Below are 22626 nucleotides of genomic sequence, written 5' to 3'. Positions count from 1 at the left end.
CATTCGACGAACCCAATCGARCGTCTCAACGGCGAAATCAAGCGMCGMACSGAGGTCGTCGGCATCTTTCCRAACGACGAWGCCATYGTCCGYCTSGTSGGYGCAYTGCTGCTCGAACAGAATGAYGAATGGGCCGTCCAACGSGCCAGRTACMTGACMCTTGAGACCATGGCGCAAATGAGCGATGATCCSCAAATCAGTCTGCCCGCTGTGGCACGCTGATATCCCTCCGGCCCTATGTCGGAAAGCACGGCCACCAGCCGCGACCTACACCACCTCCCGGGACACGATCCCAAAGACTCGTAGACCGAGGTAAGACCGCGCCTAGAGGGGCATGAACCCGCCAAACCACAACCAAAGGCCGGCGAAGACCATATAAAGGAGCGTCATCGGTAAGCCAGCTTTTGCATGGTCCCCTCGGACGCCGCCGCTTCTTTGGTCGAGGACGACGATTTCCTGACTCTCCAATTCGAAATCTCAGCGAGTAAGGACCTGCATCAAGTACATCGAAATTCTAATTTGAGACATCACTAAATATATTGTATGCTGCAGATGTCAGGGCTCATGCAAGATAGGCGATGGTCAATCGTGATCACTGCAGCTCAGATGCGGGCTGCAAGAGCCCTCCTCGGCATCGATCAGCGCCAACTGGCCGAGCGGGCGGGAATTTCGGTTCCCACGATCCAGCGTATGGAAGCAAGCGTCGGCGTCGTTCGAGGCAACGTGGAGTCGCTGATGCGGTTGCTAGCCGCTCTGGAGAGTGCGGGGATCGAACTCATCAACGAGGGGGCTGCCAGTAGGGACGGCGGACGAGGGGTCCGACTGAAAACAAGAGCCAAACCGCTCGAAGACAGGACAGAAACGTCATCCGCCCCCGGAAGTAAGGCGAGGTCGCGTTCATGACGCCCCTCTTCGTCATCCTGTCATGCGTTGCCATGTTCTTGCTGACGGGGGCGCTCGGGGTTTTGATGGGGCGGTCGCACCGGGCGACTCCGGCAATCTACGGTCTGTGCCTCCTGCCCTCGGCCATTGCTTTCGCAACCAGCCTGATGCATCTGGCGACATCTATCGTCGAAGTGCCGACCCTCGTCCTTCCCATCGGCCTGCCGTGGCTCGGCGCTCATTTCCGGCTCGACGCGCTCTCGTCCTTCTTTCTCCTCGTGACCAATCTCGGCAGCCTGCTTTCCAGCCTCTACGGTCTCGGTTACGGCCGGCACGAACACGCACCGCACCGGGTACTGCCGTTTTTCCCTGCCTTCATCGCCGGCATGAATCTGGTACTGCTGGCCGACGATGCGTTCACTTTCCTGATCTCGTGGGAATTCATGTCGCTCGCCTCGTGGGCACTGGTGATGGCGCACCACCGCAATGCCGACAACCGCCGGGCGGGTTATCTCTATATCGTGATGGCAAGCTTCGGGACGCTGGCTCTGCTGCTTGCCTTCGGCCTGCTTGCCGGACCCGAGGGCTCCTACGGCTTTGCCACGATTCGCGCGGCTGAACATGCACCGCTCACGGCAGGCCTGGTCCTGATCCTCCTGCTACTTGGCGCCGGTTCCAAGGCTGGGCTCGTGCCCTTGCATGTCTGGCTGCCTCTGGCCCATCCCGCCGCACCGAGCCACGTCTCAGCGCTGATGAGCGGCGTCATGACGAAAATTGCGATATACGGCTTCATCCGAGTAACCTTCGACCTCCTCGGGGCGCCGATGTGGTGGTCGGGGCTCATCGTTCTGCTGTTGGGCGCTGTGACGGCAGCGCTCGGCATCCTACATGCCTTGATGGAACGCGACCTCAAACGCCTGCTCGCCTACAGCACGATCGAGAATATCGGCGTCATTTTTGTCAGCCTCGGCCTGGCACTGGCGTTCAAGGCAAACGGCATGGGCCTGGCGGCGGCGCTGGCTCTGACTGCGGCCTTGTTCCACGTCTTCAACCATTCGCTCTTCAAGAGCCTCCTGTTCTTCGGCGCGGGTGCCGTGCTGACCTCAACCGGCGAGCGGGACATGGAGAAGCTCGGCGGCCTCATCCATCGCATGCCCGTCACCAGCTTCGCCTTCCTTGTCGGCTGCGTTGCGATCTCCGCCTTGCCGCCGTTCAATGGATTCGCCTCCGAATGGCTGGCCTTCCAAGCGATATTGCAAAGCCCCGATCTGCCGCAATGGGCGCTGAAGATGGCCGTGCCGGCCGTCGGCGGCCTGCTGGCCCTGTCGGCTGCGCTGGCGGCCGCCTGCTTCATCAAGGCCTTCGGCATCACGTTTCTCGGCCGCCCCCGGACCACTGCGGCGAGCGAGGTCGCGGAAGTGGATCGTTTCTCGCTTGGCGCGATGTGCGTGCTCGCGAGCTTGTGCCTGCTTGCCGGCATCCTGCCGGGAATCGTCATCGACGGTGCCTCCCCCGTAGTGCTTTCCTTGGTCGGCGATCGGATGCCGGTGCAGATGGACATCCCGTGGCTGTCGATCGTACCGATCGCTGAAAGCCGCAGTTCCTATAACGGCCTGCTGATCTTCCTCTTCATCACCGTCTCGGCCTCTGCGACGATCTATATTGTCCATCGCTACGCCTCGCGGGGGCTTCGTCGTTCTGCCGCCTGGGACTGCGGTTTTCCCGAAAACAGCCCCTCGACACAATACACGGCGAGCAGTTTTGCCCAGCCCGTCAGGCGCGTCTTCGGCACACTCGCCATGCGTGCCCGCGAACGGGTCGACATGCCCGCCCCCGGCGATCTCAGGCCGGCCACCTTCTCGGTCGAGCAACACGACCTGATCTGGGAGGGGCTCTATTTGCCGATCGCGGGCGCCATCGGGTTCGCCGCCGAGAAGCTCAACCGCCTGCAATTCCTCTCGATCCGGCGCTATCTGAGCCTAGTCTTCCTTGCGCTTGTTCTCCTGCTTCTGGTGCTGGCGCTATGGTCATGATCTCCGCTCTTCTCGTTCAGGCTTGCCAAATGGCGCTTGTCGTGCTGCTCGCGCCGCTGCTGACGGGTCTCATACGCAAGGTCAAGGCGCGGCTGTTGCGCCGGCAGGGCCCTTCGCTGATCCAGCCTTATCGCGATCTCCTGCGGCTGTTTCGCAAGGAGGCCGTAGTTGCGGAGAACGCCTCCTGGCTGTTCAGGGTGGCACCTTACATGATCTTCGCCTCGACCTGGGTGGCGACCGCCGTCATCCCGACATTCGCGACCGGCCTGATCTTCAGTTGGACGGCCGACCTGATCGCGATCATCGCCCTTCTGGGCAGCGCGCGGTTCTTTCTGGCGCTCGCCGGCATGGATGTCGGCACCAGCTTCGGGGGCATCGGTTCAAGCCGCGAGGCGATGATCGCGACGCTTGCAGAACCTTCGATGCTGCTCATCATCTTCGCGCTGGCCCTGGTTGCCGGCTCGACGCAGCTTTCGACCATCGCCGCATTCATGAGCTCACCCGTCGTGGGTTTGCGGGTTTCCCTTGCGATCGCACTCGTCGCCCTTGTCATGGTGGCGATTGCTGAGAATGCCCGGATTCCGGTCGACAATCCGGCGACCCATCTGGAACTTACCATGGTGCATGAGGCCATGGTGCTCGAGTATTCCGGGCGGCATCTCGCGATGATCGAATTGGCAGCATCGCTCAAGCTGCTCCTCTACATTTCGCTGATCGCCTGCATATTCGTGCCGTGGAAGCTTGCGGCCGCCGAAGCGGGACCGGCCGCCTATCTGACGGGGTTCATCGCCTATCTCGCCAAGCTCGCGATCGCAGGCGCGCTTCTTGCCCTGTTCGAAACCTCGGTTGCCAAGATGCGGGTTTTCCGTGTGCCGGAATTCCTGGGCGCTGCGCTCATGCTTGCCCTGCTTGCCACCCTCCTGCGGTTCGTTTCGAGGAGCCTGTGATGAATGGTCCGGTTTTCGACATCGCTCACATGCTCGCCGGCGGGCTGGTGCTGGTGAGCATGATGATGCTCTACCAGGATCGTCTCTACGCCCTGCTCAACATGTTCGCGCTGCACTCGCTGGTGCTGACGCTGTCGGTCGCCTGGCAGGCTTTCGTGCAAGATGCGCCGCATCTCTACGTGACCGCGGCCATCGCCCTCATCTTCAAGGCCATCGTCATTCCGGTGGTGCTCCATCGTATGATCCGCCAACTCGGCATCCATCGCGAGATCGAGACGGTCGTCGGGATCGGTTCCACCATGCTGGCTGGGATCGGGCTCGTCGCGCTTTCGATCGTGGTCATGCTGCGCGTCACACCGCAGGCCGATCCGCTTGCCCGCGAAGATCTCGCCTTCGCCCTCTCTGTTCTGTTGCTCGGATTGCTGATCATGGTCACGCGCCGCAATGCGGTCAGCCAGGTCGTCGGCTTCATGTCACTCGAGAATGGGCTGGTGCTTGCCGCGACCGGCGCCAAGGGCATGCCGCTCGTCGTCGAGATCAGCGTGGCCTTCTCGATCCTGATCGCCTTCATCGTCATCGGCGTCTTTCTGTTCCGCATCCGGGAACGCTTCGACACCGTCGACGTCAGGGCACTCGACGATTTCAGGGGGAGGAGGCGGAAGTGAGCACGCCATCCCCTTCGCTCGCCTTCGATGCAGTGGCGGCGGTCCTGCTGATCCCGGTCGTGGCGGCGGCACTTCTGGCTCTTTTGCCCGGCTACAGGATCACGGCGCGGCTCAATGTGCTTGCAACCCTGCTGACGCTGCTCGCCGCCCTTTCCCTGTTCGTCACCGAACGGCCCGAGCCGGGACAATATCTACTCGTCGACGATCTCAACATCGTCTTCATCGTCCTCAATGCCTTCGTCGGGTTCACCACCAGCATATTCAGCGCGAGCTATATCGCGCACGAACTCGATACGGGGCGGCTGACGCCGGCGAACCTGCGTTTCTATCATGCCATGTATCAGATCATGATGTTCGGCATGAACCTCGCCTTCGTCTCGAACAATATCGGGCTGATGTGGGTGGCGGTCGAGCTTGCAACGCTGACGACGGTGCTGATGGTCGGCATCTATCGCACACACGAGGCGCTTGAAGCTGCCTGGAAATATTTCATCCTCGGAAGTGTCGGTATCGCCTTTGCGCTCTTCGGCACCATTCTTGTCTATCTCGCCGCACAACCGGTGGTCGGCGAAGGTTATGACGCCATGGTCTGGACCATCCTGGTCGAGCATGCCGCAGCCTTCGATCCGGCGCTCCTCAACGTCGCCTTCGTTTTCCTGTTGCTCGGCTATGGCACCAAGGTTGGCCTTGCACCGCTGCATGCCTGGCTGCCGGATGCGCATGCCGAGGGGCCGACGCCAATCTCGGCAGTGCTTTCCGGCCTTCTGCTGAACGTCGCGCTCTATGCCGTCCTTCGCTTCAAGATTCTGCTTTCCGTCAGTCCCGAGGCGATCGCCGCCGGACCGCTGATGATGACAATGGGACTCACGTCGCTGATCTTTGCGGCTTTCATGCTCTACCGCCGCCGCGATATCAAACGCCTGTTTGCCTATTCCTCGATCGAGCACATGGGCATCATCGTCTTCGCCTTCGGCCTTGGCGGGCCGCTCGCCAATTTTGCCGGGCTGTTGCACATGGTCATGCACTCGCTCACCAAATCGGCGATCTTCTTCGCCGTCGGCCATGTTGCTCAGATCAAGGGAACCCAAAGACTTTCCGCCATCCGGGGCCTGACCGAGACGCATCCGGCTCTGGGCTGGGGATTGCTCGCCGGCGTCGTCGCCATCACCGGTCTGCCGCCAATGGGGATCTTCATGAGCGAGTTCCTGATCGTCAGCTCCACCTTCGCCACGCATCCGCTGCTCGCAATCCCGCTCGTTTTCGGGCTCCTGGTGGCATTCGGGGCCCTGCTTCTGCGGCTGACCGGCGTGGCCTTCGGCCAGCCGCGGGGCAGTTTCGCTCCGGGCGAGGCATCCTACATTCCGATGTATGCGCATCTAGCGCTGGTGCTCGGCGCCGGCATCTACCTGCCGCCACCGCTGGTCGCCTGGTTCCAGCATATCGCCAACCTTCTGCGATGATTGGGGAGATTGGGTATGCCGATGCTGAGCAATGTCATGAAGGCAAGCCATTCCGCCCCGGCACACCAACCCTGGCCGCGCGTTGTTGTTGACGTGTCTGCCTGGATTGCCGTGGCCGAGGCGCTTCGGGACGGGCATCTGATCCTGCTTGGCCTCTGGGGCGAGCGGGACGCCGTCCATATGGCGTTGCTCGATCCGTCCGATGCCTCGGTCGGCGTCGTGAGCCTCAATGAGCTGGAGCGCACTTATCCCTCCATCGCAGGACATCATCCCCCCGCGCTTCGATTGGAGCGGACGATCCGCGATCTCACCGGCCTCGAACCGCAGGGCCTGCCGGATACCCGGCCCTGGCTCGACCACGGGCGCTGGGATATTCGCTTTCCGCTTGGGCAGACGGTATCTCGAAGTTCGGAGACCGTGCCCTACGCGTTTCTGCAGGCGAAGGGAGAAAGCCTGCATCAGATTCCGGTTGGCCCCGTCCACGCCGGCATCATCGAACCGGGACATTTCCGGTTCACGGCCAATGGGGAGACCGTCGTGCGCCTCGAGGAACGACTGGGCTATGTCCACAAGGGGATCGAGACGCTGATCGCGGGCGTTGAACTCGGCAAGGCGGCTCAGCTTGCCGGCCGGACATCCGGAGACAGCACGGTCGCCTATGCCTACGCGTTCTCACGAGCCGTGGAAGCGGCGCTTGGGATGGAAATCCCCTCGCGTGCGGTCTGGCTGCGGGCGCTGATGGCCGAACTCGAACGGCTTGCCAACCATCTCGGCGATATCGGCGCCATCTGCAACGACGCGGCCTTCTCGCTGATGTTGGCCCATTGCGGTGTGTTGCGTGAGCGGGTGCTGCGGGCCGCAGACGTTGCCTTCGGACACCGACTGATGCGCGATCGCATCATCCCCGGCGGCGTTTCCGTCGATCTCGAAGACAACGGCATCTCCGCCTTGCGCGGTTTGGTGGCGGAAATCCGCCGCAGGTTTCCGGCTTTGGTGGAGCTCTACGATAATACCGCGTCGCTGCAGGACCGGACGGTCGGGACTGGGCGCGTCGTTGCCAAGCTTGCCCGCCAATATGGTGCAGGCGGTTATGTCGGGCGCGCGTCCGGCCGCGATTTCGACGCGCGGCGAAACTTGCGCTATTCGCCCTATGACGAGCTTGCCTTCGACGTGCCGGTATTCAGCGAAGGAGACGTGAATGCGCGCATCTGGATCCGCATCCGGGAGGTGGAGAACAGTCTGTCCCTGGTCGAGCAGATGTTGGACCGGATCCCGGCAGGGCGAGTGCGGATCGAAGTTCCAGAAAACGCCGAGGCGCGGGAAGGCATGGCGGTCGTTGAAGGTTTTCGGGGCGACGTGCTGATCTGGCTTCGGCTTTCCGCAAACAGGATAGAACGCTGCCATCTGCGCGATCCTTCGTGGTTCCAGTGGCCGCTCCTGGAGGCTGCCATCGAGGGGAATATCGTCGCCGATTTCCCCCTCTGCAACAAGTCGTTCAACTGCTCCTATTCCGGCCATGATCTTTGAAGGCAGGCCACCATGCGCAAGCTCCTTTTTGGAAGTCTGATCCGACCGCCGCTAACCGAACCGCCTCCAGGCGTCTCCGACGCCGCGATGGAGGAGCTCGCGACCTCGATCGACAAGGTTGCCCGCAGCCGGCTCGGTCACAGCCTGTCGATCCGCGCCGTCGATGCCGGATCCTGCAACGGCTGCGAACTCGAAATGCACGCGCTCAGCAATGCCTTCTATGATGTCGAGCGTTTCGGTATCCGTTTCGTTGCATCCCCCCGGCATGCCGACGTCCTGATGGTGACGGGACCGGTGACCAGGAACATGGGTGAGGCACTGCTGCGGACCTATGATGCCACGCCCGATCCCAAATGGGTGGTCGCGCTCGGCAGCTGCGCCCGCGACGGCGGCTGCTTTGCCGGCAGCTATGCGGTCCTCGGCGGAGTTTCGACGGTTGTGCCGGTGGACGTCCATATTCCGGGCTGCCCGCCGTCTCCGACGGACATCCTCAAAGGTCTGCTCGCGCTGCTTGAGCAGGCGAACAAGGGAGGCCGCGTTTCGTAACGGCAATCTTGCAATGCTTCGACTTCTCGGCGCAGGGCTGATCGCGATTGGAACCTGGCTCCAAGCAGCCTTGAGGTTCTCTTCGGCTGTTCGACATTGGATCCTGCCGCCAATACCACCACGGCGGCTGCGCCATGGGAAAAGAACCCACGACCAGACGGATCTAGTAACGCGCGCCGCAATCGAAGCGATCGAGAAAGTATTCGTCCGGGACTTCAAATGGTCCTTCCGCCGTTTGCAGGATACGAGCATCGGCATCGATGCACGAGCCGAAATCCTCGACGGCGGTTGGCCCACGGGCAGATATCTGCCGCTGCAGATCAGGCCGATGCCGTCCCGAACGGAAAACGGCGGCTACCGCCATCACGGAGAGAAGGGCCACTTGGACTACTGGAGGAGGCACGCATTGACGGTCTGCGTGATCCTGGCCGACCCTGAATCCGGGCTGATGCTGTGGCAACTTATTGAGACGGAGCGATGCGCGCAAGCCGACGGCAAATGGTCGATCACCGTTCCGGCAGATAACACGCTGAATGCATCCGCCAGGCTTTGTTTCGAGGAAGCCGTGCCTTCCGATCCAGAGTCCCTGATGCGCTTCGCCTTTGCGCTTGATCGGCAATTGATGGAAGAAGTTCGGGACGAGATAACTTTTATTGTATGGGACGAGTGGAGCGATGCAACTGCGATCTTCAGCAATCTGCGCATCTATTTCGGCGAAGGCCCGGAGGAAGAACCGGATGAGCAGATCGACTATCACCTGCGCGCCCACAGTCTCCATGAGGTCATGATCAAGCTCTTCCCCTGGGCAAGCTATTCATATGCCGAACCGATAAGGGAATATTCCGGGAGGTGTGCAGTGCATATCCTGGAGGTTGATCTCAGGCCCGAAGCCTACGCCTATCTCGAAGCCGAAGAGTTTCTGGAGGCAGGTTATCCCGACGAGGAGGAGCCAAATGCACCGGAGCCCGAAGGCTAGTCAGATCCGAAGGTTCCCGCCTAGCGGTGATGGCGACTTTAGAGGCTTTCGAGCCCTTCCTGTGCCGGGTGCAAATTTCGGCCAGACTAAAGTTCAATGAGCCCCAAGGCGAAGTCGAGCTGGTACTGGTTCGGGAACCAGCCGTCGGCCACGCTCCACCAAGCCGTCGACAAACTGCAGGTGCTGATGGAACGACGGGCAATTCTCAAAAAAGTCGCTGACAGGCATTCAGCAACCTTTCGGTCTGAGGGCCTGCGCACTCTTTTCGCCATGCTGAGACGCGAGCTCGACGACGGCTACCCGGCATCGGTCGGCAGACATCTCGAAAGGCTGACCTTCAGAACCGGCGTGCTGATCAGCGCCGAGCTGGGCCGAGGAATCAAGGGAACCCGGCTACACACTTCGCGAGCCGCTGCCCGACACACGCCTCTGGTACGAGAAACTGTTCGTCTGGGGACAGGAAGGCCTGACTTTCACGCTGTCTCCGCGCGACGAAAGCGGCTCGCGGGCATTGGCCGATCTCAGCGATCGCAGGCTGGACCTTGTCGCCAACGCGACCGCCCACGCGGTCGACCACATCAACAGCTTCTTCGACATGCTGCGGCTGGAACTGGCCTTCTATGTCGGATGCCTCAATTTGCACGAGCGGCTCGACAGACTCGGCGCACCGTCCGCTCTCCCGGCTCCCCTTGATCAAGCCACAAGCAATGTCAATTCGAGCGTCTCTACGACGTCTGCCTCTCATTGAACCTGGGTTCAAGCGTCGGCCTGGCACAGTTGATGATGCAGGTAGGCATGTTCGTGCCGGCCAGGGCCTTCAAGGCAAGTCTCTGCTCCAGCGTGCTGACCCACCACAAGCGCGAGGAGGACAGCGGCAAGCTCGATGAGGAGTTGAGCCGCATGAGCGAAATCATGAACCATTATGGCAGCGACGCATTGCTGCTGCTCAACGAATCCTTCGCGGCGACCAACGAGCGGGAAGGCACGGAGATTGCCGGCAAATCGTTGGCACGTTGCTCGATGACCGCGCGCATGTTCTTCGTCACCCGCATGTTCGAGTTGGCCGACGGCTTCGCCGAAGACGGCAGGCCCGATGTGGCGTTCCTGCGCGCTGAACGTCAGGACGACGGAAGCCGCAGCGTCACGCTCATTGAGGCGGAGCCGTTGCGGCCGAGCTTTGGTGAGGATCTCTATAAAGACATTTTCGCGACGGCGGACGCCGCCGCCCGGCAATTGCCGGGCTGACCTTGAACAATCGAGCGCCGCCGCCGGCGTTGCGAGCCATTCGACGCGGGAGTAGAGTAAAATTCTGTCGACCAAGAGCGATGCTGGAGCGTCGTGGAAGGAGGTCCGACATGATCGAAGCGCGCTCGAATGACAACACACAAAAACCGCCGTCGCCAGAGGTGGGCACCCTCCTCAAAGACCCTGTCCACGAGGTGACCATCCATGCCGACGTTCTCGCCTTGTTGCCGGATCCGGCAACCGCGCGGCTTTGCCTGGATATCGCCGACGATGCCGCTCGTGCCATCCACGGCACCATGGCCGCCGCCCATGTCGGCGCTGATTCGCAAAGGATGATCGCGGCGGCGGAGGAGATCGACCTGCAGATGCTGCGAGACCTGGACGAAGGCTCCCCGGCGCAGCGATTGGAGCGGGTCAACCGGGCGTTCGAGGATTGGAAGCGGGGCAAACCCGATCGAGACCGTCTTCTCCTCGACGACTGCCGCGGCGATCTTAATCGCTGCGTGACGCGCGAATGCCATGAGACGGCACTCGTCATCGCCCCTTGCCATGGCAACATGGATGCCCGCGATGCGTTTCACGACCTTCTCTTCAATGAACACAAGCTCGTCCTTGCGCCGCCTCCCAGTCCCTACGCGGGAGATCTGCTGGGGCATGTGGTGATCGGTTGGAAGCCGCATGATCATGCGCAGCGTGCGGTCGTCGCCGCCCGACGCTGGCTGGCCGCGGCCGATCGGCTGACGGTTCTCTGCGTCAACGACAAGCCGGATGGAAGCTACCAGTTCACCGCGAGGGAGCTGCTTGACCAGCTTGGGCTCAAGGGCGACGTCGTCGCAATAAGCTCTGGAAGCCGGTCTGTCGCGGAAGCCATCCTCGATTTCGCGACATCTGTGAAGGCGACCTGCCTGCTGATCGGCGCATTCAAGCACGGCTATTTCCTGGAACTGCTGCTCGGTCGCGTCACCCGTCATCTGTTGTCGCATGCTACGCTTCCCCTGATAATGAAGCATTAGCTCGCGGCGCGGCGATCACTTGACTGGCGTGCGACAAAGCAAATCGCTACAACGTCGGTATTTCCATCTGGCGATATCGATGACACACGAAACGACTGCCGCACCTCAATCGCGCAACGCACCCACGGCATTCGGCGGCGGCGCAATTATCGGCGCGGCACCGTAAACTTAACGCCGCGAAGACAATATTTTGGGGTGCGGCTTTGCTTCATGCGGCGTGAAGGCGTGCGAGTTGGCGCCAGGCATCCAGGGCTGCGGCTCGCAGTTGGCGATGGTGTGTGGATGGAATGTCGTGGCGGGGAATGTAAAAGAGGTTGGCGATCGGGTCGTGGATGGAAACGAAGTGTTGAAGATGCCTTGCTGACTTGAAGCGTTTCATGATCCTCTCACGCCTTCGGATAGGCTGATGGGAGTTTTCTGCCCGATTGTTCAGGCSCTTGTGCGAGCGATGTTCGACGCCGGGCATGATTTCCCGCTTCGCCGCACCGTAGGATCGAAGCTTGTCGGTGATCATCACACGTGGCGAACGGCCTTGTCCTTTCAGTAGCTTTCGCATCAAACGTTTTGCAGCTTTGGTATTGCGGCGGCTCTGCCCCAAGACGTCGAGAATAAAACCGGCCTGATCGACGGCGCGCCCAAGCCAGTGTTTCTTGCCGGCGATCGTGATGACAACCTCTTCGAGGTGCCATTTGTTGCCGAGCCTGCCGGCTGATCGCTTCCGGATACTATTGGCGAAATGCCTGCCAAACTTCTCCGCCCAGAGCCTTACGGTCTGGTGAGAGACGATGACGCCGCGGGCTGCCAGCATATCCTCGACCATTCGCAGCCTGAGCGGAAACCGGAAATAGAGCCAAACGGCATGGGCAATCACGTCCGCTGGAAATCGGTGGCGACGATAAAGAGGATCACGGGCGAATCTGGTCATACCGCCAGATCCCCCGACGCGGCGTGCAATTCGTTGTGATCAGCGTCACTGATGGTGTCCACCGGGGGCAGTTTATATTCAACCAGAAGCTTTTGCTTGCGAAAGGTGTGGTAATCCCCCCGCAAATTAATCGGGTTCAAAAGTAGAATTTTCTCGGCAAATATGATCGAGGAGATTTTGATGAAGACGAGCAGATTTAGCGAACCCCAAATCCTTGCGATCCTGCGCCAGGCAGAAGGCGGTGTTCCTGTGCCCGAGCTATGCCGGGAGCACGGGATGAGCACAGCGTCCTTTTATAAATGGCGAGCCAAGTATGGCGGCATGGACGCGTCGATGATCAGCCAGATGAAGGCCCTGGAGGATGAGAACCGTCGGCTCAAGAAGATGTATGCGGAGATGAGCATGCAGGCCGAACTGCTGAAAGAGGCCCTTGGAAAAAAATGACGCGGTCATCTCAACGCCGAGAGCCTTACGGCAGATGCGAGCATTTGCCTATCGACCAAGGGATGGCCGGGAAAGCTGTGGCGTTGCACGGGGTCAGCATTGCGCTGGCCTGCCGCACCTTTGGTGTCAGCGAGACCTGTCATCGTTACAGCGCCAAGCTGAACGAGGAGAACGAGCAGATCGCCGATCTCCTGATCGGGCTGACGAGGGCGAAGAAGAGCTGGGGCTTCGGCCTGTGTTTTCTTTACCTGCGCAATGTCCGGGGACATCGCTGGAACCACAAGCGCGTCTATCCCCCTGGCCGGCACAGTTAAGACCTTGCACCACGAGTTTGCTCGGAGCGAGCGAAACGTACATTGGAAGGACCGTCCAGCGAAGCAAACAACCTCCCGCACCTAATGGTATTTGCAAATCTCGCTATTAGACGACCGTCTTCCGCTCAAGGGAAGGGCACGCCCTTTTCTCTTCACGTGGGAGAGCGGCGAATATCAGCGCACCGAGGAGACACTAATATGGTGCTTGGAGAAGTCTCGGCGGTTGCCTTGACGAAAAGCTTCGCTAGCGCCGCAGATGCGATACGAACCTTGGTTGGATCGGATCGGCTTGTCAGTATGATAGGAACGCGGGCACCGAGAACTAGACCAGCAGCATCAGCCTCGGCAAAATAAATGAGTTGCTTTGCGAGGATGTTACCTGCCTCCAGATCCGGCACCAGCAAGATATCGGCCCTCCCCGCCACGGGCGACTCGATTCCCTTCTTGTGTGCCGCCTCTATGCTGATTGCGTTGTCGAATCCAAGGGGACCGTCGACCAACGCACCTTCGATCTGCCCGCGAGTTGCCATGACCGTCAATGCGGCTGCATCGAGCGTCGCCGGCATCTTGCTGTTGACTGTCTCTACGGCGGCGAGTATCGCGACCCTCGGCTTTTCGATCCCGAGGCGACGCAGAAAATCGACGGCATTCTGGCAAATGTCCCTTTTCTCGTCGAGGTCAGGTTGAATGCTAATCGCGGCATCAGTCACGACAAGGAGCTTGTCGTAGGCTGGAATATCCATAACGAAGACATGGCTCATATGCCGTTCGGTCCTGAGCTGCGGTGACCTCACAATTGCAGAAAGAAGCTCGTCTGTATGCAGGCTGCCCTTCATCAACGCCTCGACACTGCCCGTCGAAGCAAGCTCGACGCCGCGGGCTGCCGCTGCATGGCTGTGCTCAACCGGCTCAATTTCAAAGCTCTGGAGCGACACCCCAGCCTCTTCGGCAACGGCCCTGATCCTGGATTCCGGGCCGACGAGCACCGGATCAAGAATTTCCTGCCTTTTAAGATCCACGGCTGAGCAGAGTGTATCGGCAGAACACGGATGAATGATTGCARTACGCATCGGCGGCGTCGATCGCGCGGCACTGATATAGGCCTCGTAGCGGCCGTGATGTCTCGTCCTCGTTTCCACCGTTGTCCTCCGTCCGCCGAGCTCGATAGCTTGTGGACTACTGTGAGGGATGTTTCATTGATATAGCGCAAATGGACGAGAGGCAGCCGTTCCCTTTGCTTGGCTAATCCCGTCCAAAACTTCGTCGGTCGCCGCTCCCTAGCTGCATCATCTCGATTCTTTACTCTGCCACGGCGATCCGATCATTGATGCGGGTCAATGCGTAGTCGTGAAGAATGTTGCTAATGTGCGTCACGGCAATTGAAAGGTTTGCAGATGATCACTGAGGACCAGTCGGCAACCATTTCCTTTCTGAAGGACGCGGTGTCCAGGAATGCGGTGCCCGTCGAAATGATCGAGACGCATATCTCGCGGATTTTTCTGGCAGGCGAGCGGGCCTACAAGTTGAAGCGCGCCGTGAAGCTGCCTTATGCCGATTTCTCTTCCGCCGAGATAAGGCTGGCAGCGTGCCGGAAGGAGGTGGAGCTGAATACACCGACAGCACCTGGCATCTATCTCGGCGTTAGGACTGTCACGCGGGAAAAGGACGGCAATCTCGCGCTAGACGGCCAGGGGCGGTTGCTCGACGCCCTTGTGGAGATGCGGCGTTTCGATCAGGCGATGTTGCTCGACCATATCGCCACGTCAGGTGGACTGACGCCGTCGATGGTGACCTCGCTTGCGAGGGCGGTCGTCCGCTTTCATCGCTTCGCCCCGGTGATCCGCAGCAGCGGAGGCGCGGCCAATATGGCCGCCATCCTGAATGTCAACGAGGCCGGCTTTGCGACCAGCCATGTCTTTTCGGCCGACGAGGTCGGCGAATTGACGGCAGCTTTCGACCGGCGCCTTGCGCAACATGCCGGGGTGCTGGACCAGCGGGAGCAGGCAGGCAAGGTTCGGCGTTGTCATGGCGACCTGCACCTGCGCAACATCTTCCTCCACGATGGCGAGCCATGCCTGTTCGACTGCATCGAGTTCAACGACCAGATCGCTACGACCGACATTCTCTACGACCTTGCCTTCCTGCTGATGGATCTCTGGCATCGCGGGCATCTCGAATTCGCAAATCTCGTAATGAACCGCTATCTCGACGAGACGGACGAGGAGGACGGCTTTGCTGCGCTGCCCTTCTTCATGGCCGTGCGTGCCGCCGTGCGGGCGCATGTGATTGCCACCCATGCGGAAGACGCCGGCGACCGCGCGCCGACGCTGGCTGGCGAGGCGCGTTCCTATTTCCGGCTTGCCCGGTCCCTGTTGCAGCCGGTGCCGGGACGCCTCGTGGTCATCGGCGGCCTCAGCGGATCCGGAAAGACGACGCTTGCGGAAGCGCTGGCGCCTCGCATCGGCCTCGCGCCGGGAGCGCGCATCGTCGAAAGCGACCGCATCCGCAAGGCGATGCACGGCGTTCCGGCGGAGACGCGTCTGCCGCAGGCGGCATACCGGCCCGAGATTTCCGCGAAGGTCTATCAGGAGATGGCCTGGCGCGCCCGTCTCATCCTTGCGGAAGGCGGTTCGGCAGTAGCCGATGCTGTCTTCGACAAACCGGGCCACCGGCGGATGATCGAGAAAGCGGCCGGAGAAGACCGTCATCCCTTCTCGGCCTTCTGGCTCGAAGCGGATGCTGCATTGCTGTTGCAGCGCGTTGAAGCGCGGGTCGGCAGTCCGTCCGACGCGACCGTCGACATCCTGGCACACCAGCTCTCTCATGATTCGGGCGACGTCGCCTGGCCGCGCCTCGACGCCACGCAGCCTGCGGAAAGGATCGTCAATGAGATCCTGCATCGCATCGGGGAGAAAGGCCTAAACGCGAGATCTCAGGACCATCCGGATATGTCCAGCACCGCTCTTTGATCGATCGCAATGAAACCTGTGAGGATCGGGTCTGAGTCCAAATCCAAGACAATTGATAGCAAGCAGTTTGGCGAATGAACGGATGACCACTTCGGGAGAAATAGATGTCGCACAAACAAGTTCTTTTCCATGCGGCGGCCCGGGGCAAGGTCCTCCAGGGCGCAACCCGGCTTGCCGATGCGGTTCGAATCACGCTCGGACCACGGTCAAAATCCGTTCTGATCGAGAAGAAATGGGGCTCTCCTGTCGTCTGCAATGACGGCGTGACGATCGCCAAGGAATTCGATCTCAAGGATCCCGAGGAAAATCTCGGCGCCCGCATGCTGCGCGCCGCTGCCTAGAAAACCGGCGAAATGGTCGGCGATGGAACGAGCACGTCGACCGTACTCGCGCACGGATCGCTTCGGCCCAGACGAGGTCAGACGTTGCGCAGTCGGACGATCAGTCCCACCCGATTTGTCGAAGATGATGCCCGGCGCGATGGGCCGCAACAACATGATGCAGTCCTGGATGAATGAGGAAATGCCCATGATGGGGCCCATGCGCGGTCATATGATGAAGATCATGTTTGCCGTTGTTGATACCGATGGAGACGGCGCGATCTCATTCGATGAGATGATAAAGATACACAAACGGATTTTCACCGCCGTCGACGCCAACCATGACGGCAAGATCACCCCTGACGAATTGCGGACGTTTTTGCAAGATAGATGGTCACAGGCTGCTGGGCCAGGAAGTGGCGATCTCGCTCCTCTACCGTGCTAGAGTGGTATCGTCAGTTTTGGCAGTCCGCGCCTGGAGGTGACATCGAATGATGAACTTGCTTCGTAGAGAACGTCTGGTCGAAGATCTCGACCCGGTCGTCCTTAAGGCCGGCGATGCGCGATATCGCTGCAGACGGGAAAGCTCGACATTCATATCAAATCCGATCAATCACCCGTTACAGTGGCGGATCTTGTCAGCGCGCACGGCGAGACAAGTTGCTTGCGGCATGGGCTAGAAAACTCGCCGGAAGGACGGGCGGCGTCTTCCAGACGGTCTCGAAACCCGCCAAGGTAGCGATCGATAAGAAGGGCCTACGCGAAAAATGGGGCAATTCCTGGTCGAGGCTGCAAGCCACCAACAGCAGCATGTCGCGAAAGCCTTGTTTTGAATGCTTGCGTCGGCAAGACCATTGCGCAATCGGGTATAGCGACGTTCTGCGTCAGCATCACGGAGCATCGCGTTCTCCATCGGGCGACCGATTGCCTCTGAGCAGTCTCATATTTCGGCTGAGCAGTCTTATCTTTCGAAACACTCGAACTATTGAAACGAACACGGAAAAGAGAGGAGTCCCCAGATGGCCATAAGCGATGCATGGCGAAGAGCCATAGAAGACAAATATATAAAAGACTTTCAGAGGCTTCCGCACACACGCGCGCGCCGCGACAGGTTGTTTGCAACCTGGGCCGCCGAAAAGCTCGGGCGAAATGATCTCGACGCATATATCGAGGAGGTTAGACGTACTTCCGCTGTTGAAGCCGGGGATAGCGCACTGCTGCAAAAAGTTTTCGTCGACTTGATCGAGGCGGGGCAGAATGCTGACGAGGCGAGCCTAAGAGCGTTGATGAACGAGATGATGTTCGAGGCTGCGGCTCAACTTGAGGCGGCAACCTAGAGCCGTGTTTCCTCCGCACCCAAATCCGGCCATCGCCGTGCGCAAACCGACCATGCCGCCCGAGCTCAGCCGGCAAGTGCTGCCGACATAGGTCAAAGTTGCTGGTCAGCGAAAAGCGGTCATCTCTCAGTCTCGACTGTGCGGCTTCGTGCAGTCATCGGAGTTGCGCCGAGCGCTTGGGCCGGCTTACGGCCGCTTCTGGGGTGGTCAGCGGCGGCTGGCACTCCCACTACGATTCCGCTTGGTCCGCGCTGCTTTAAGCCTTGGATTGCTGCCATCACCGTCGCGCCTTCCCGAAGGAGTTCGTTACAGCGATCAGTGGCCATCACGCTGCTCCTAATGAGCAATACATGACTGCGTCGTTGGCCAAAGCGGCGGCGCTGATGCGCAAATCTCGCTATCGGTGAAACCGTCAAAGGCGAAATGACGTGCGATGCAAGGAGAAAAAGAACCTCGAAGGATGCCGTGAAGACGACCGCCGGGAACTCCTAAGGTCGAGGCCGAACTCGCTCGCGGAGCGCGTGTGACGATGGCCACGCACATCGTCAACGGCGTCAGCCTAAAATGTTCCGTGTGTGCAAGAGTTTAGGTCCACGCTGGATGGCCTTGCCATACAATCGGGGCCGCTGCGACCGCATCTTAATGCTCGGTAGTCGTTTGATGTTGGTCAATGCAGCAAATCAGGAGCCACATATTCTGTTTCGATGGTTCAATGGCAATTTGAATTTCTGGACAGGGCGGATGCAGGCCGTCAGTTGGCGAGGAGGCTCGGCACGCGGTCGCTTGATCGTCCCGTGGTCTACGCCTTGCCACGCGGTGGCGTGCCTGTCGCTTTGGAAATCTCGCGTGCCCTGCATGCTCCGCTCGATCTCGTTTTCGTCCGCAAGATCGGCGCGCCGGGTTCGCCGGAGGTAGCGCTTGGCGCCGTCGTGGATGGCGAAAGCCCGCAGACGGTAATCAACGAAGATGTGCGGCTGGCGAGTGGTGCCGACGATGTCTATCTTGAACGCGCGCGACAGCGCGAACTTGCTGAGCTCGAACGCCGCCGTGCGCTTTACCTCGGTGATCGCGCGCGCGTGGAACCGATGGGACACACTGCCATCGTCGTTGATGATGGTCTGGCCACGGGAGCTACGGCGAAAGCCGCGCTCATTGCGATGAGAGGCCAGGGCGCCGCCAATATCATCCTCGCCATTCCGGTTGCGCCGGAAGAAGCGCTCGCCGAGATGCGTCGGTTTGCAGACGTGGTCGTCTGCTCGTATCCGGCCGGGAATTTCCAGGGTGTTGGCTCATTCTATAAGGATTTCCACCAGCTTACCGACGAGGAAACGATCGGGTTGCTGAGACAGGGGTGGGCCGAATTCGGTGACGCCAAGTAGGTGGGTATTGCCGTCCGCGAAATGATCGATGGCGCCTTCGAGGAAGCCAAGGCATTGCTTCCAGCGCGGATGAAGGATCTGAACGCTGGCGCGGCCTTGCTACTTGAGCGCGAGACGATTATTCTGGACGAATTCCCGCCAATTCGCCGCTCCGCTGGCTTGCCTGCAGCAACCGCGCCGGAGTTGGCCGTTAGTTGGGGGATGTCGGGCCAGATCTCACGATCCGGTGCTGATGCTTGATCAACCTTTATCCGCGTAGATATCGGTTTGTCGAAACACAGTGCTGCGTGGCTCTGGGTTTGATTGTTAACGGACGAATACGACTCAGAATTAAAGCAAGGGAGGGTGAGACTGGCCATTTTGACGCGGAAGATTGTTGGGCGCGATCTGGTTGCGGGCATTTCAGTGGCCGGCCTCATGCTGCCGGAAGCAATTGCCTATGCGGGAATAGCCGGCGTTCCGCCTCAGCACGCCCTTTTCGCCGCAATGGCGGGGTGCGCCGTCTATGCTCTTTTCGGCCAAAGTCGCTTCGCAATCATCTCACCCACCTCCTCATCCGCCGTCATCCTGGCCTCGATGCTCCTGGCGCTTGGTCCTGGGTCTGGGCAGAAGATGCTGCTCGTCGCGGTGGTCGTGTTTTTCGTCGGCATCCTGTTCCTCGCGGCCGGCCTGCTGAAACTTGGCGCCCTGGCGACCATAATCTCAAGACCGGTGCTGAGAGGGTTCGCATTCGGATTGGCGATCCTGATCACCTCGAAGCAGTTTCCAGTCTTGTTTGGCATCGCCGAACCATCAGTCGGACCGTTTGATGCCGTTTGGCTCATCGTGAGCCAACCAGCCCATTGGAACGCTTTCAGCCTGTCGGTCGGCATCATCGCACTGGCACTGCTGATCATTGCGCGCCGAGTACCTCAGCTACCTGGAAGCCTGACCGTCATAATCACTGCAATTTTTGCGTCCATCGCGCTCGATCTGCAACAGCGAGGTGTCGCCGTCGTCGGAGCGATTGACCTATCAAGCAACTGGGCAAGCATTACGGCGGTTTCGTTCGACGACCTGTCTCAGGCTGTGCGCTTTGCTCCGCCTCTGGTGCTCATTCTCTTCGCCGAGTCGTGGGGGACCGTTCGCGGACTGTCGCTTCGTCACGGAGAAACTGTCGACGCCAACCGGGAGCTCAGGACGCTTGGCTTGGCCAATCTGGCAAGCGCTGCCTTTCAGGGGATGCCGGTCGGCGCTGGATTTTCCGCTGGAGCCGCAAATGAAGCGGCCGACCCGCAAACCAAGCTGGCAACAGCAATCGCGGCTTTCGGGCTTACAATCTTCAGCTTCGCGGCGTCAGGATGGTTCGCCTACATTCCCCAGCCTGCCCTTGCAGCCATCATCATCGTCGCGCTTCTGCATGCGCTGGATCCGGCCCCGCTCTACCGACTATGGAAGCTGAAGCGAGATGTTGCCCTTGCGCTTGCGGCGACGGCCGGCGTGCTGTTTCTGGGTGTTCTCAACGGGGTGCTGGTTGCAATCGCGCTTTCTTTCGCCGTCTTTCTGCGGCGCCTCTCTGCTCCAAGCATCATGCAGCTCGGTCGACTTGGTGACAGTCACGACTTCGTAGACGCCAAGCGGCATCCTGATGCGGTCGAACTTCCAGATGTTTTGATCTTGCGCCCGGCCCAGCCGCTTTTTTTCGGAAATGCCGAGCCGATTTTTGCAGCAATCAATCGCCGCATTCTGGCCAGCCCTGTCCGGAATACGGTCATCGTGAGCCTGGAGGAGACCTTCGAGCTTGACACCACAGCGCTCGACGCTCTCCTCGAATTCGACGCCAACATGCAAAAGCAAAGCGGGGCCGTGCGTTATGCCCGCATGCACGACGCCGTCAAGGACATGCTCACACTCGGTGGTGGGGAGGACCTCCTTCGACGATCAAACTACAGCGTGGACGACGCCGTAGCGGCCGCTCGAAGGAATTGAGGCGAGATCTCGCGTGGTGCGCGATCGAGCGAGTTCTTCCAGCTGGGCTGAAACCCTATCGGCCTGCTTTTCGATGGGCAGTTTCACTACCGCATTCGTCCGGCATGATTGAAATCGGTAGCGCTTCTTCCATGGGGTGATTTCGGCTTGCGGGTAAGTCAATAGCGACGAGATCGCCCCCGGCGTGATCGAGGCATTCAAGGATCTCAGTATCTCCCTCGCGATTTTGCCGTGCTTCGATAATTGGGAGGTCACGTGGAACCAGACGCGCGCGCCGTTAACAACGATGGATGGGGAATTGAGGGAGCTTGGACACCAGGCGGGAACGGCAATTCCCGCTCTTTCGAGAGGCGATGCTGATCTCATTATCGTCGCAAAACTGCCTTGCACCCTGATCGTTCGAGGCTCCTGCGGCTAAAGATGGACCGGTTGCGACGGAAACGATCGGCCTGCGCGCGGGTGACCGGATCGGTGCCGAGCGGCTTGCTTGAGGGAGATCTGCTGGTGCCTATCGCGTCGGGCGTCCGCGCCGGGCAGCGTATCCGTCCGGTGCGCTCATGAAGAGCTGGCTGACATTTGGATGGATCGCCGCATCGCGGTTCCTGGCCGAGGGTGGATGCAGACGACATTCATCCTTGGAGGAATTACCGTCGGTGTCGGCGTCATCATCTTCATGGCAGCGATGCTCGCCAGCGTGCAGTCGAACTATACCAACCGAGTTCTGACTTGGCAGCCACACATCCAACTACAGCTGCCCGACGAGGTCGCGCGGCCGCTACGGCAGGATGCTCGGCAAATCGAAGCTGCGACCATTCAGAGGCCAACGCAGCGAAACCGATCCCTCGACCAGTGGCAGACAATGCTCGTCGAGATGGGAGCCCGATCCGACGTTGTCATAGCCACGCCTTCCCTCTCTGGTTCCGCTCTCGCCGTGCGAGGAGACGCCAGCAGAAGCATCACCGTTCTTGGCATCGTAGCCGAAGACTTTTTCTGCATCGTGAGGCTGACGATCCGAACCTTCTCGCGCTGAACGCAGGCGTGGAAGCTGCCCGCGTCGGCGATGCAGGAAAGACGCGCAAGAAGTCCGCGAACTTGCTCAGCGCTCGGCCAACGCCGCCAAGAAGATCAAGAGCCCGATCCAGAATTCTCCCACGAAAGTCGAAAGCGGCGATAAACTGGTACGCGATGCTGGCGAAGCAATGCTCATTAAATTCGATGGCGTCCGCCGCCAGGGGACGGGAACTTGGAAGAGCGCTGTAAGAGCTTGGGATGTGATGGCGACGATCGTCTCCGCGTTGTCGGCCGCCACGATGTCGCGACTGTAGCCTCGCAATACAACTGCTCTTTTTCTCAAGAGTGCCGCATCAGTCGCCCTCCGCGGCGCGCTGACCATCAATCAGGTGCGGAAAGTGGATGCCCTCAAACAAGGATCACAGACGTTTGCTGTTTTGCGCAGCTTTTCCATGCGATTTCGCGGTATATTTCGTGGCCGAGCTTCGGCGAAACTCGAAGAATGGATCGATGATGCCATTCACTCCGGGCTCGCCTCCCTGGCCCGTTTTGCCCGCGTTCTTCGCCGCGATATCGACGCCGTCTGTAACGCCATCGACTTGCCTTGGAGCAATGGTCAGGCGGAAGGTCAGATCAACCGCCTGAAGACGATTAAGCGCGCAATG

Annotated in this window: 20 protein-coding genes and 6 pseudogenes; 24 read left to right on the top strand and 2 right to left on the bottom strand. The window is 60.1% G+C overall.

Going from position 1 to position 22626, the window contains the following annotated elements:
• Nucleotides 1–15: 15 nt before the first annotated feature.
• The 12 genes from AC1DMK_RS29515 to AC1DMK_RS29460 all read left to right on the top strand — a co-directional run bounded on the left by AC1DMK_RS29515 (nucleotide 16) and on the right by AC1DMK_RS29460 (nucleotide 11294).
• A complete protein-coding gene (locus AC1DMK_RS29515; protein ID WP_477863842.1) occupies nucleotides 16–222 on the top strand; it encodes a transposase in 207 nt (68 codons plus the stop codon).
• 384 nt (nucleotides 223–606) lie between these two features.
• The gene (locus AC1DMK_RS29510) at nucleotides 607–903 is read left to right on the top strand and encodes a helix-turn-helix domain-containing protein (protein ID WP_080725468.1); all 297 of its coding nucleotides are present in this window, start codon (nucleotides 607–609) and stop codon (nucleotides 901–903) included.
• Nucleotides 900–2915, top strand: a complete 2016-nt coding sequence (hyfB, locus tag AC1DMK_RS29505; protein WP_477863841.1) for a hydrogenase 4 subunit B — start codon at nucleotides 900–902, stop codon at nucleotides 2913–2915. The genes AC1DMK_RS29510 and hyfB overlap by 4 nt, the downstream gene beginning before the upstream one ends.
• Entirely contained in the window at nucleotides 2906–3862 is a 957-nt protein-coding gene (locus AC1DMK_RS29500; protein ID WP_477863840.1) for a respiratory chain complex I subunit 1 family protein, read from the top strand. Before hyfB ends, AC1DMK_RS29500 begins: the two co-directional genes overlap by 10 nt.
• Nucleotides 3862–4527 carry a hydrogenase-4 component E gene (locus tag AC1DMK_RS29495; protein ID WP_037060407.1) on the top strand — a complete coding sequence of 222 codons (666 nt, stop codon included), beginning with the start codon at nucleotides 3862–3864 and terminating at the stop codon, nucleotides 4525–4527. The genes AC1DMK_RS29500 and AC1DMK_RS29495 overlap by 1 nt, the downstream gene beginning before the upstream one ends.
• Nucleotides 4524–5987, top strand: a complete 1464-nt coding sequence (locus AC1DMK_RS29490; RefSeq protein WP_477863839.1) for a hydrogenase 4 subunit F — start codon at nucleotides 4524–4526, stop codon at nucleotides 5985–5987. The genes AC1DMK_RS29495 and AC1DMK_RS29490 overlap by 4 nt, the downstream gene beginning before the upstream one ends.
• A 15-nt stretch (nucleotides 5988–6002) precedes the next feature.
• On the top strand, nucleotides 6003–7514 hold the full coding sequence (locus AC1DMK_RS29485) for a hydrogenase large subunit (RefSeq protein WP_477863838.1): 1512 nt from the start codon (nucleotides 6003–6005) through the stop codon (nucleotides 7512–7514).
• A gap of 12 nt (nucleotides 7515–7526) precedes the next feature.
• Complete coding sequence (locus AC1DMK_RS29480) at nucleotides 7527–8060, top strand: NADH-quinone oxidoreductase subunit B family protein (RefSeq protein ID WP_477863837.1); 534 nt, start codon at nucleotides 7527–7529, stop codon at nucleotides 8058–8060.
• Between the two features lie 13 nt (nucleotides 8061–8073).
• On the top strand, nucleotides 8074–9036 hold the full coding sequence (locus AC1DMK_RS29475) for a DUF4365 domain-containing protein (protein ID WP_477863836.1): 963 nt from the start codon (nucleotides 8074–8076) through the stop codon (nucleotides 9034–9036).
• 511 nt (nucleotides 9037–9547) lie between these two features.
• Entirely contained in the window at nucleotides 9548–9784 is a 237-nt protein-coding gene (locus AC1DMK_RS29470) for a hypothetical protein (protein WP_477863835.1), read from the top strand.
• Nucleotides 9781–10281 carry a MutS-related protein gene (locus AC1DMK_RS29465; RefSeq protein ID WP_477863834.1) on the top strand — a complete coding sequence of 167 codons (501 nt, stop codon included), beginning with the start codon at nucleotides 9781–9783 and terminating at the stop codon, nucleotides 10279–10281. Before AC1DMK_RS29470 ends, AC1DMK_RS29465 begins: the two co-directional genes overlap by 4 nt.
• Nucleotides 10282–10391: 110 nt before the next feature.
• Nucleotides 10392–11294: a universal stress protein gene (locus AC1DMK_RS29460; RefSeq protein WP_477863833.1), complete on the top strand. Its 903-nt coding sequence runs from the start codon at nucleotides 10392–10394 to the stop codon at nucleotides 11292–11294.
• 208 nt (nucleotides 11295–11502) lie between these two features.
• Here AC1DMK_RS29460 and AC1DMK_RS29455 read toward each other — a convergent pair whose 3' ends face one another.
• On the bottom strand, nucleotides 11503–12219 hold the full coding sequence (locus AC1DMK_RS29455; protein WP_477863832.1) for an IS6 family transposase: 717 nt from the start codon (nucleotides 12217–12219) through the stop codon (nucleotides 11503–11505).
• 180 nt (nucleotides 12220–12399) lie between these two features.
• On the opposite strand from AC1DMK_RS29455, the pseudogene AC1DMK_RS29450 reads away from it, so the two are divergent.
• Nucleotides 12400–12956, top strand: a pseudogene (locus AC1DMK_RS29450) (transposase); the annotation flags it as partial.
• A gap of 173 nt (nucleotides 12957–13129) precedes the next feature.
• Here the strand turns inward: AC1DMK_RS29450 and AC1DMK_RS29445 are convergent.
• Nucleotides 13130–14116 (bottom strand): bifunctional enoyl-CoA hydratase/phosphate acetyltransferase, encoded by a 987-nt coding sequence (locus AC1DMK_RS29445; RefSeq protein WP_477863831.1) that lies wholly within the window; start codon nucleotides 14114–14116, stop codon nucleotides 13130–13132.
• A 255-nt stretch (nucleotides 14117–14371) separates the two neighbouring features.
• Between AC1DMK_RS29445 and AC1DMK_RS29440 the strand changes: the two genes are divergently transcribed.
• The 11 genes and pseudogenes from AC1DMK_RS29440 to AC1DMK_RS29390 form a co-directional block, all read left to right on the top strand.
• A complete protein-coding gene (locus AC1DMK_RS29440; protein WP_477863830.1) occupies nucleotides 14372–15946 on the top strand; it encodes a bifunctional aminoglycoside phosphotransferase/ATP-binding protein in 1575 nt (524 codons plus the stop codon).
• A gap of 104 nt (nucleotides 15947–16050) precedes the next feature.
• Nucleotides 16051–16350: pseudogene (locus AC1DMK_RS29435) on the top strand (TCP-1/cpn60 chaperonin family protein); the annotation flags it as partial.
• Nucleotides 16347–16711 (top strand): annotated as a pseudogene (locus AC1DMK_RS29430) (EF-hand domain-containing protein); the annotation flags it as partial. The pseudogenes AC1DMK_RS29435 and AC1DMK_RS29430, both read left to right, overlap by 4 nt.
• Nucleotides 16712–17285: 574 nt before the next feature.
• Nucleotides 17286–17603, top strand: a complete 318-nt coding sequence (locus AC1DMK_RS29425) for an ATPase inhibitor subunit zeta (RefSeq protein ID WP_477863829.1) — start codon at nucleotides 17286–17288, stop codon at nucleotides 17601–17603.
• 755 nt (nucleotides 17604–18358) lie between these two features.
• Nucleotides 18359–18982, top strand: a complete 624-nt coding sequence (locus AC1DMK_RS29420) for a phosphoribosyltransferase (protein ID WP_477863828.1) — start codon at nucleotides 18359–18361, stop codon at nucleotides 18980–18982.
• 21 nt (nucleotides 18983–19003) lie between these two features.
• A complete protein-coding gene (locus AC1DMK_RS29415) occupies nucleotides 19004–19222 on the top strand; it encodes a hypothetical protein (protein WP_477863827.1) in 219 nt (72 codons plus the stop codon).
• Between the two features lie 120 nt (nucleotides 19223–19342).
• Nucleotides 19343–20950, top strand: coding sequence for a SulP family inorganic anion transporter (locus AC1DMK_RS29410; protein WP_477863826.1), 1608 nt, complete (start codon nucleotides 19343–19345; stop codon nucleotides 20948–20950).
• A 169-nt stretch (nucleotides 20951–21119) separates the two neighbouring features.
• Nucleotides 21120–21368: pseudogene (locus tag AC1DMK_RS29405) on the top strand (substrate-binding domain-containing protein); the annotation flags it as partial.
• Between the two features lie 198 nt (nucleotides 21369–21566).
• Nucleotides 21567–21980, top strand: a complete 414-nt coding sequence (locus AC1DMK_RS29400; RefSeq protein WP_477863843.1) for a hypothetical protein — start codon at nucleotides 21567–21569, stop codon at nucleotides 21978–21980.
• Nucleotides 21965–22152 (top strand): annotated as a pseudogene (locus AC1DMK_RS29395) (methyl-accepting chemotaxis protein); the annotation flags it as partial. The gene AC1DMK_RS29400 and the pseudogene AC1DMK_RS29395, both read left to right, overlap by 16 nt.
• A 174-nt stretch (nucleotides 22153–22326) precedes the next feature.
• A pseudogene (locus tag AC1DMK_RS29390) lies at nucleotides 22327–22626 on the top strand (transposase); the annotation flags it as partial.

The sequence above is a fragment of the Rhizobium sp. 05L419 genome, from assembly GCF_056397845.1.
The sequence above is the reverse complement of the archived record's forward strand: the minus strand, read 5'-3'. Positions and strand labels throughout refer to the sequence as shown.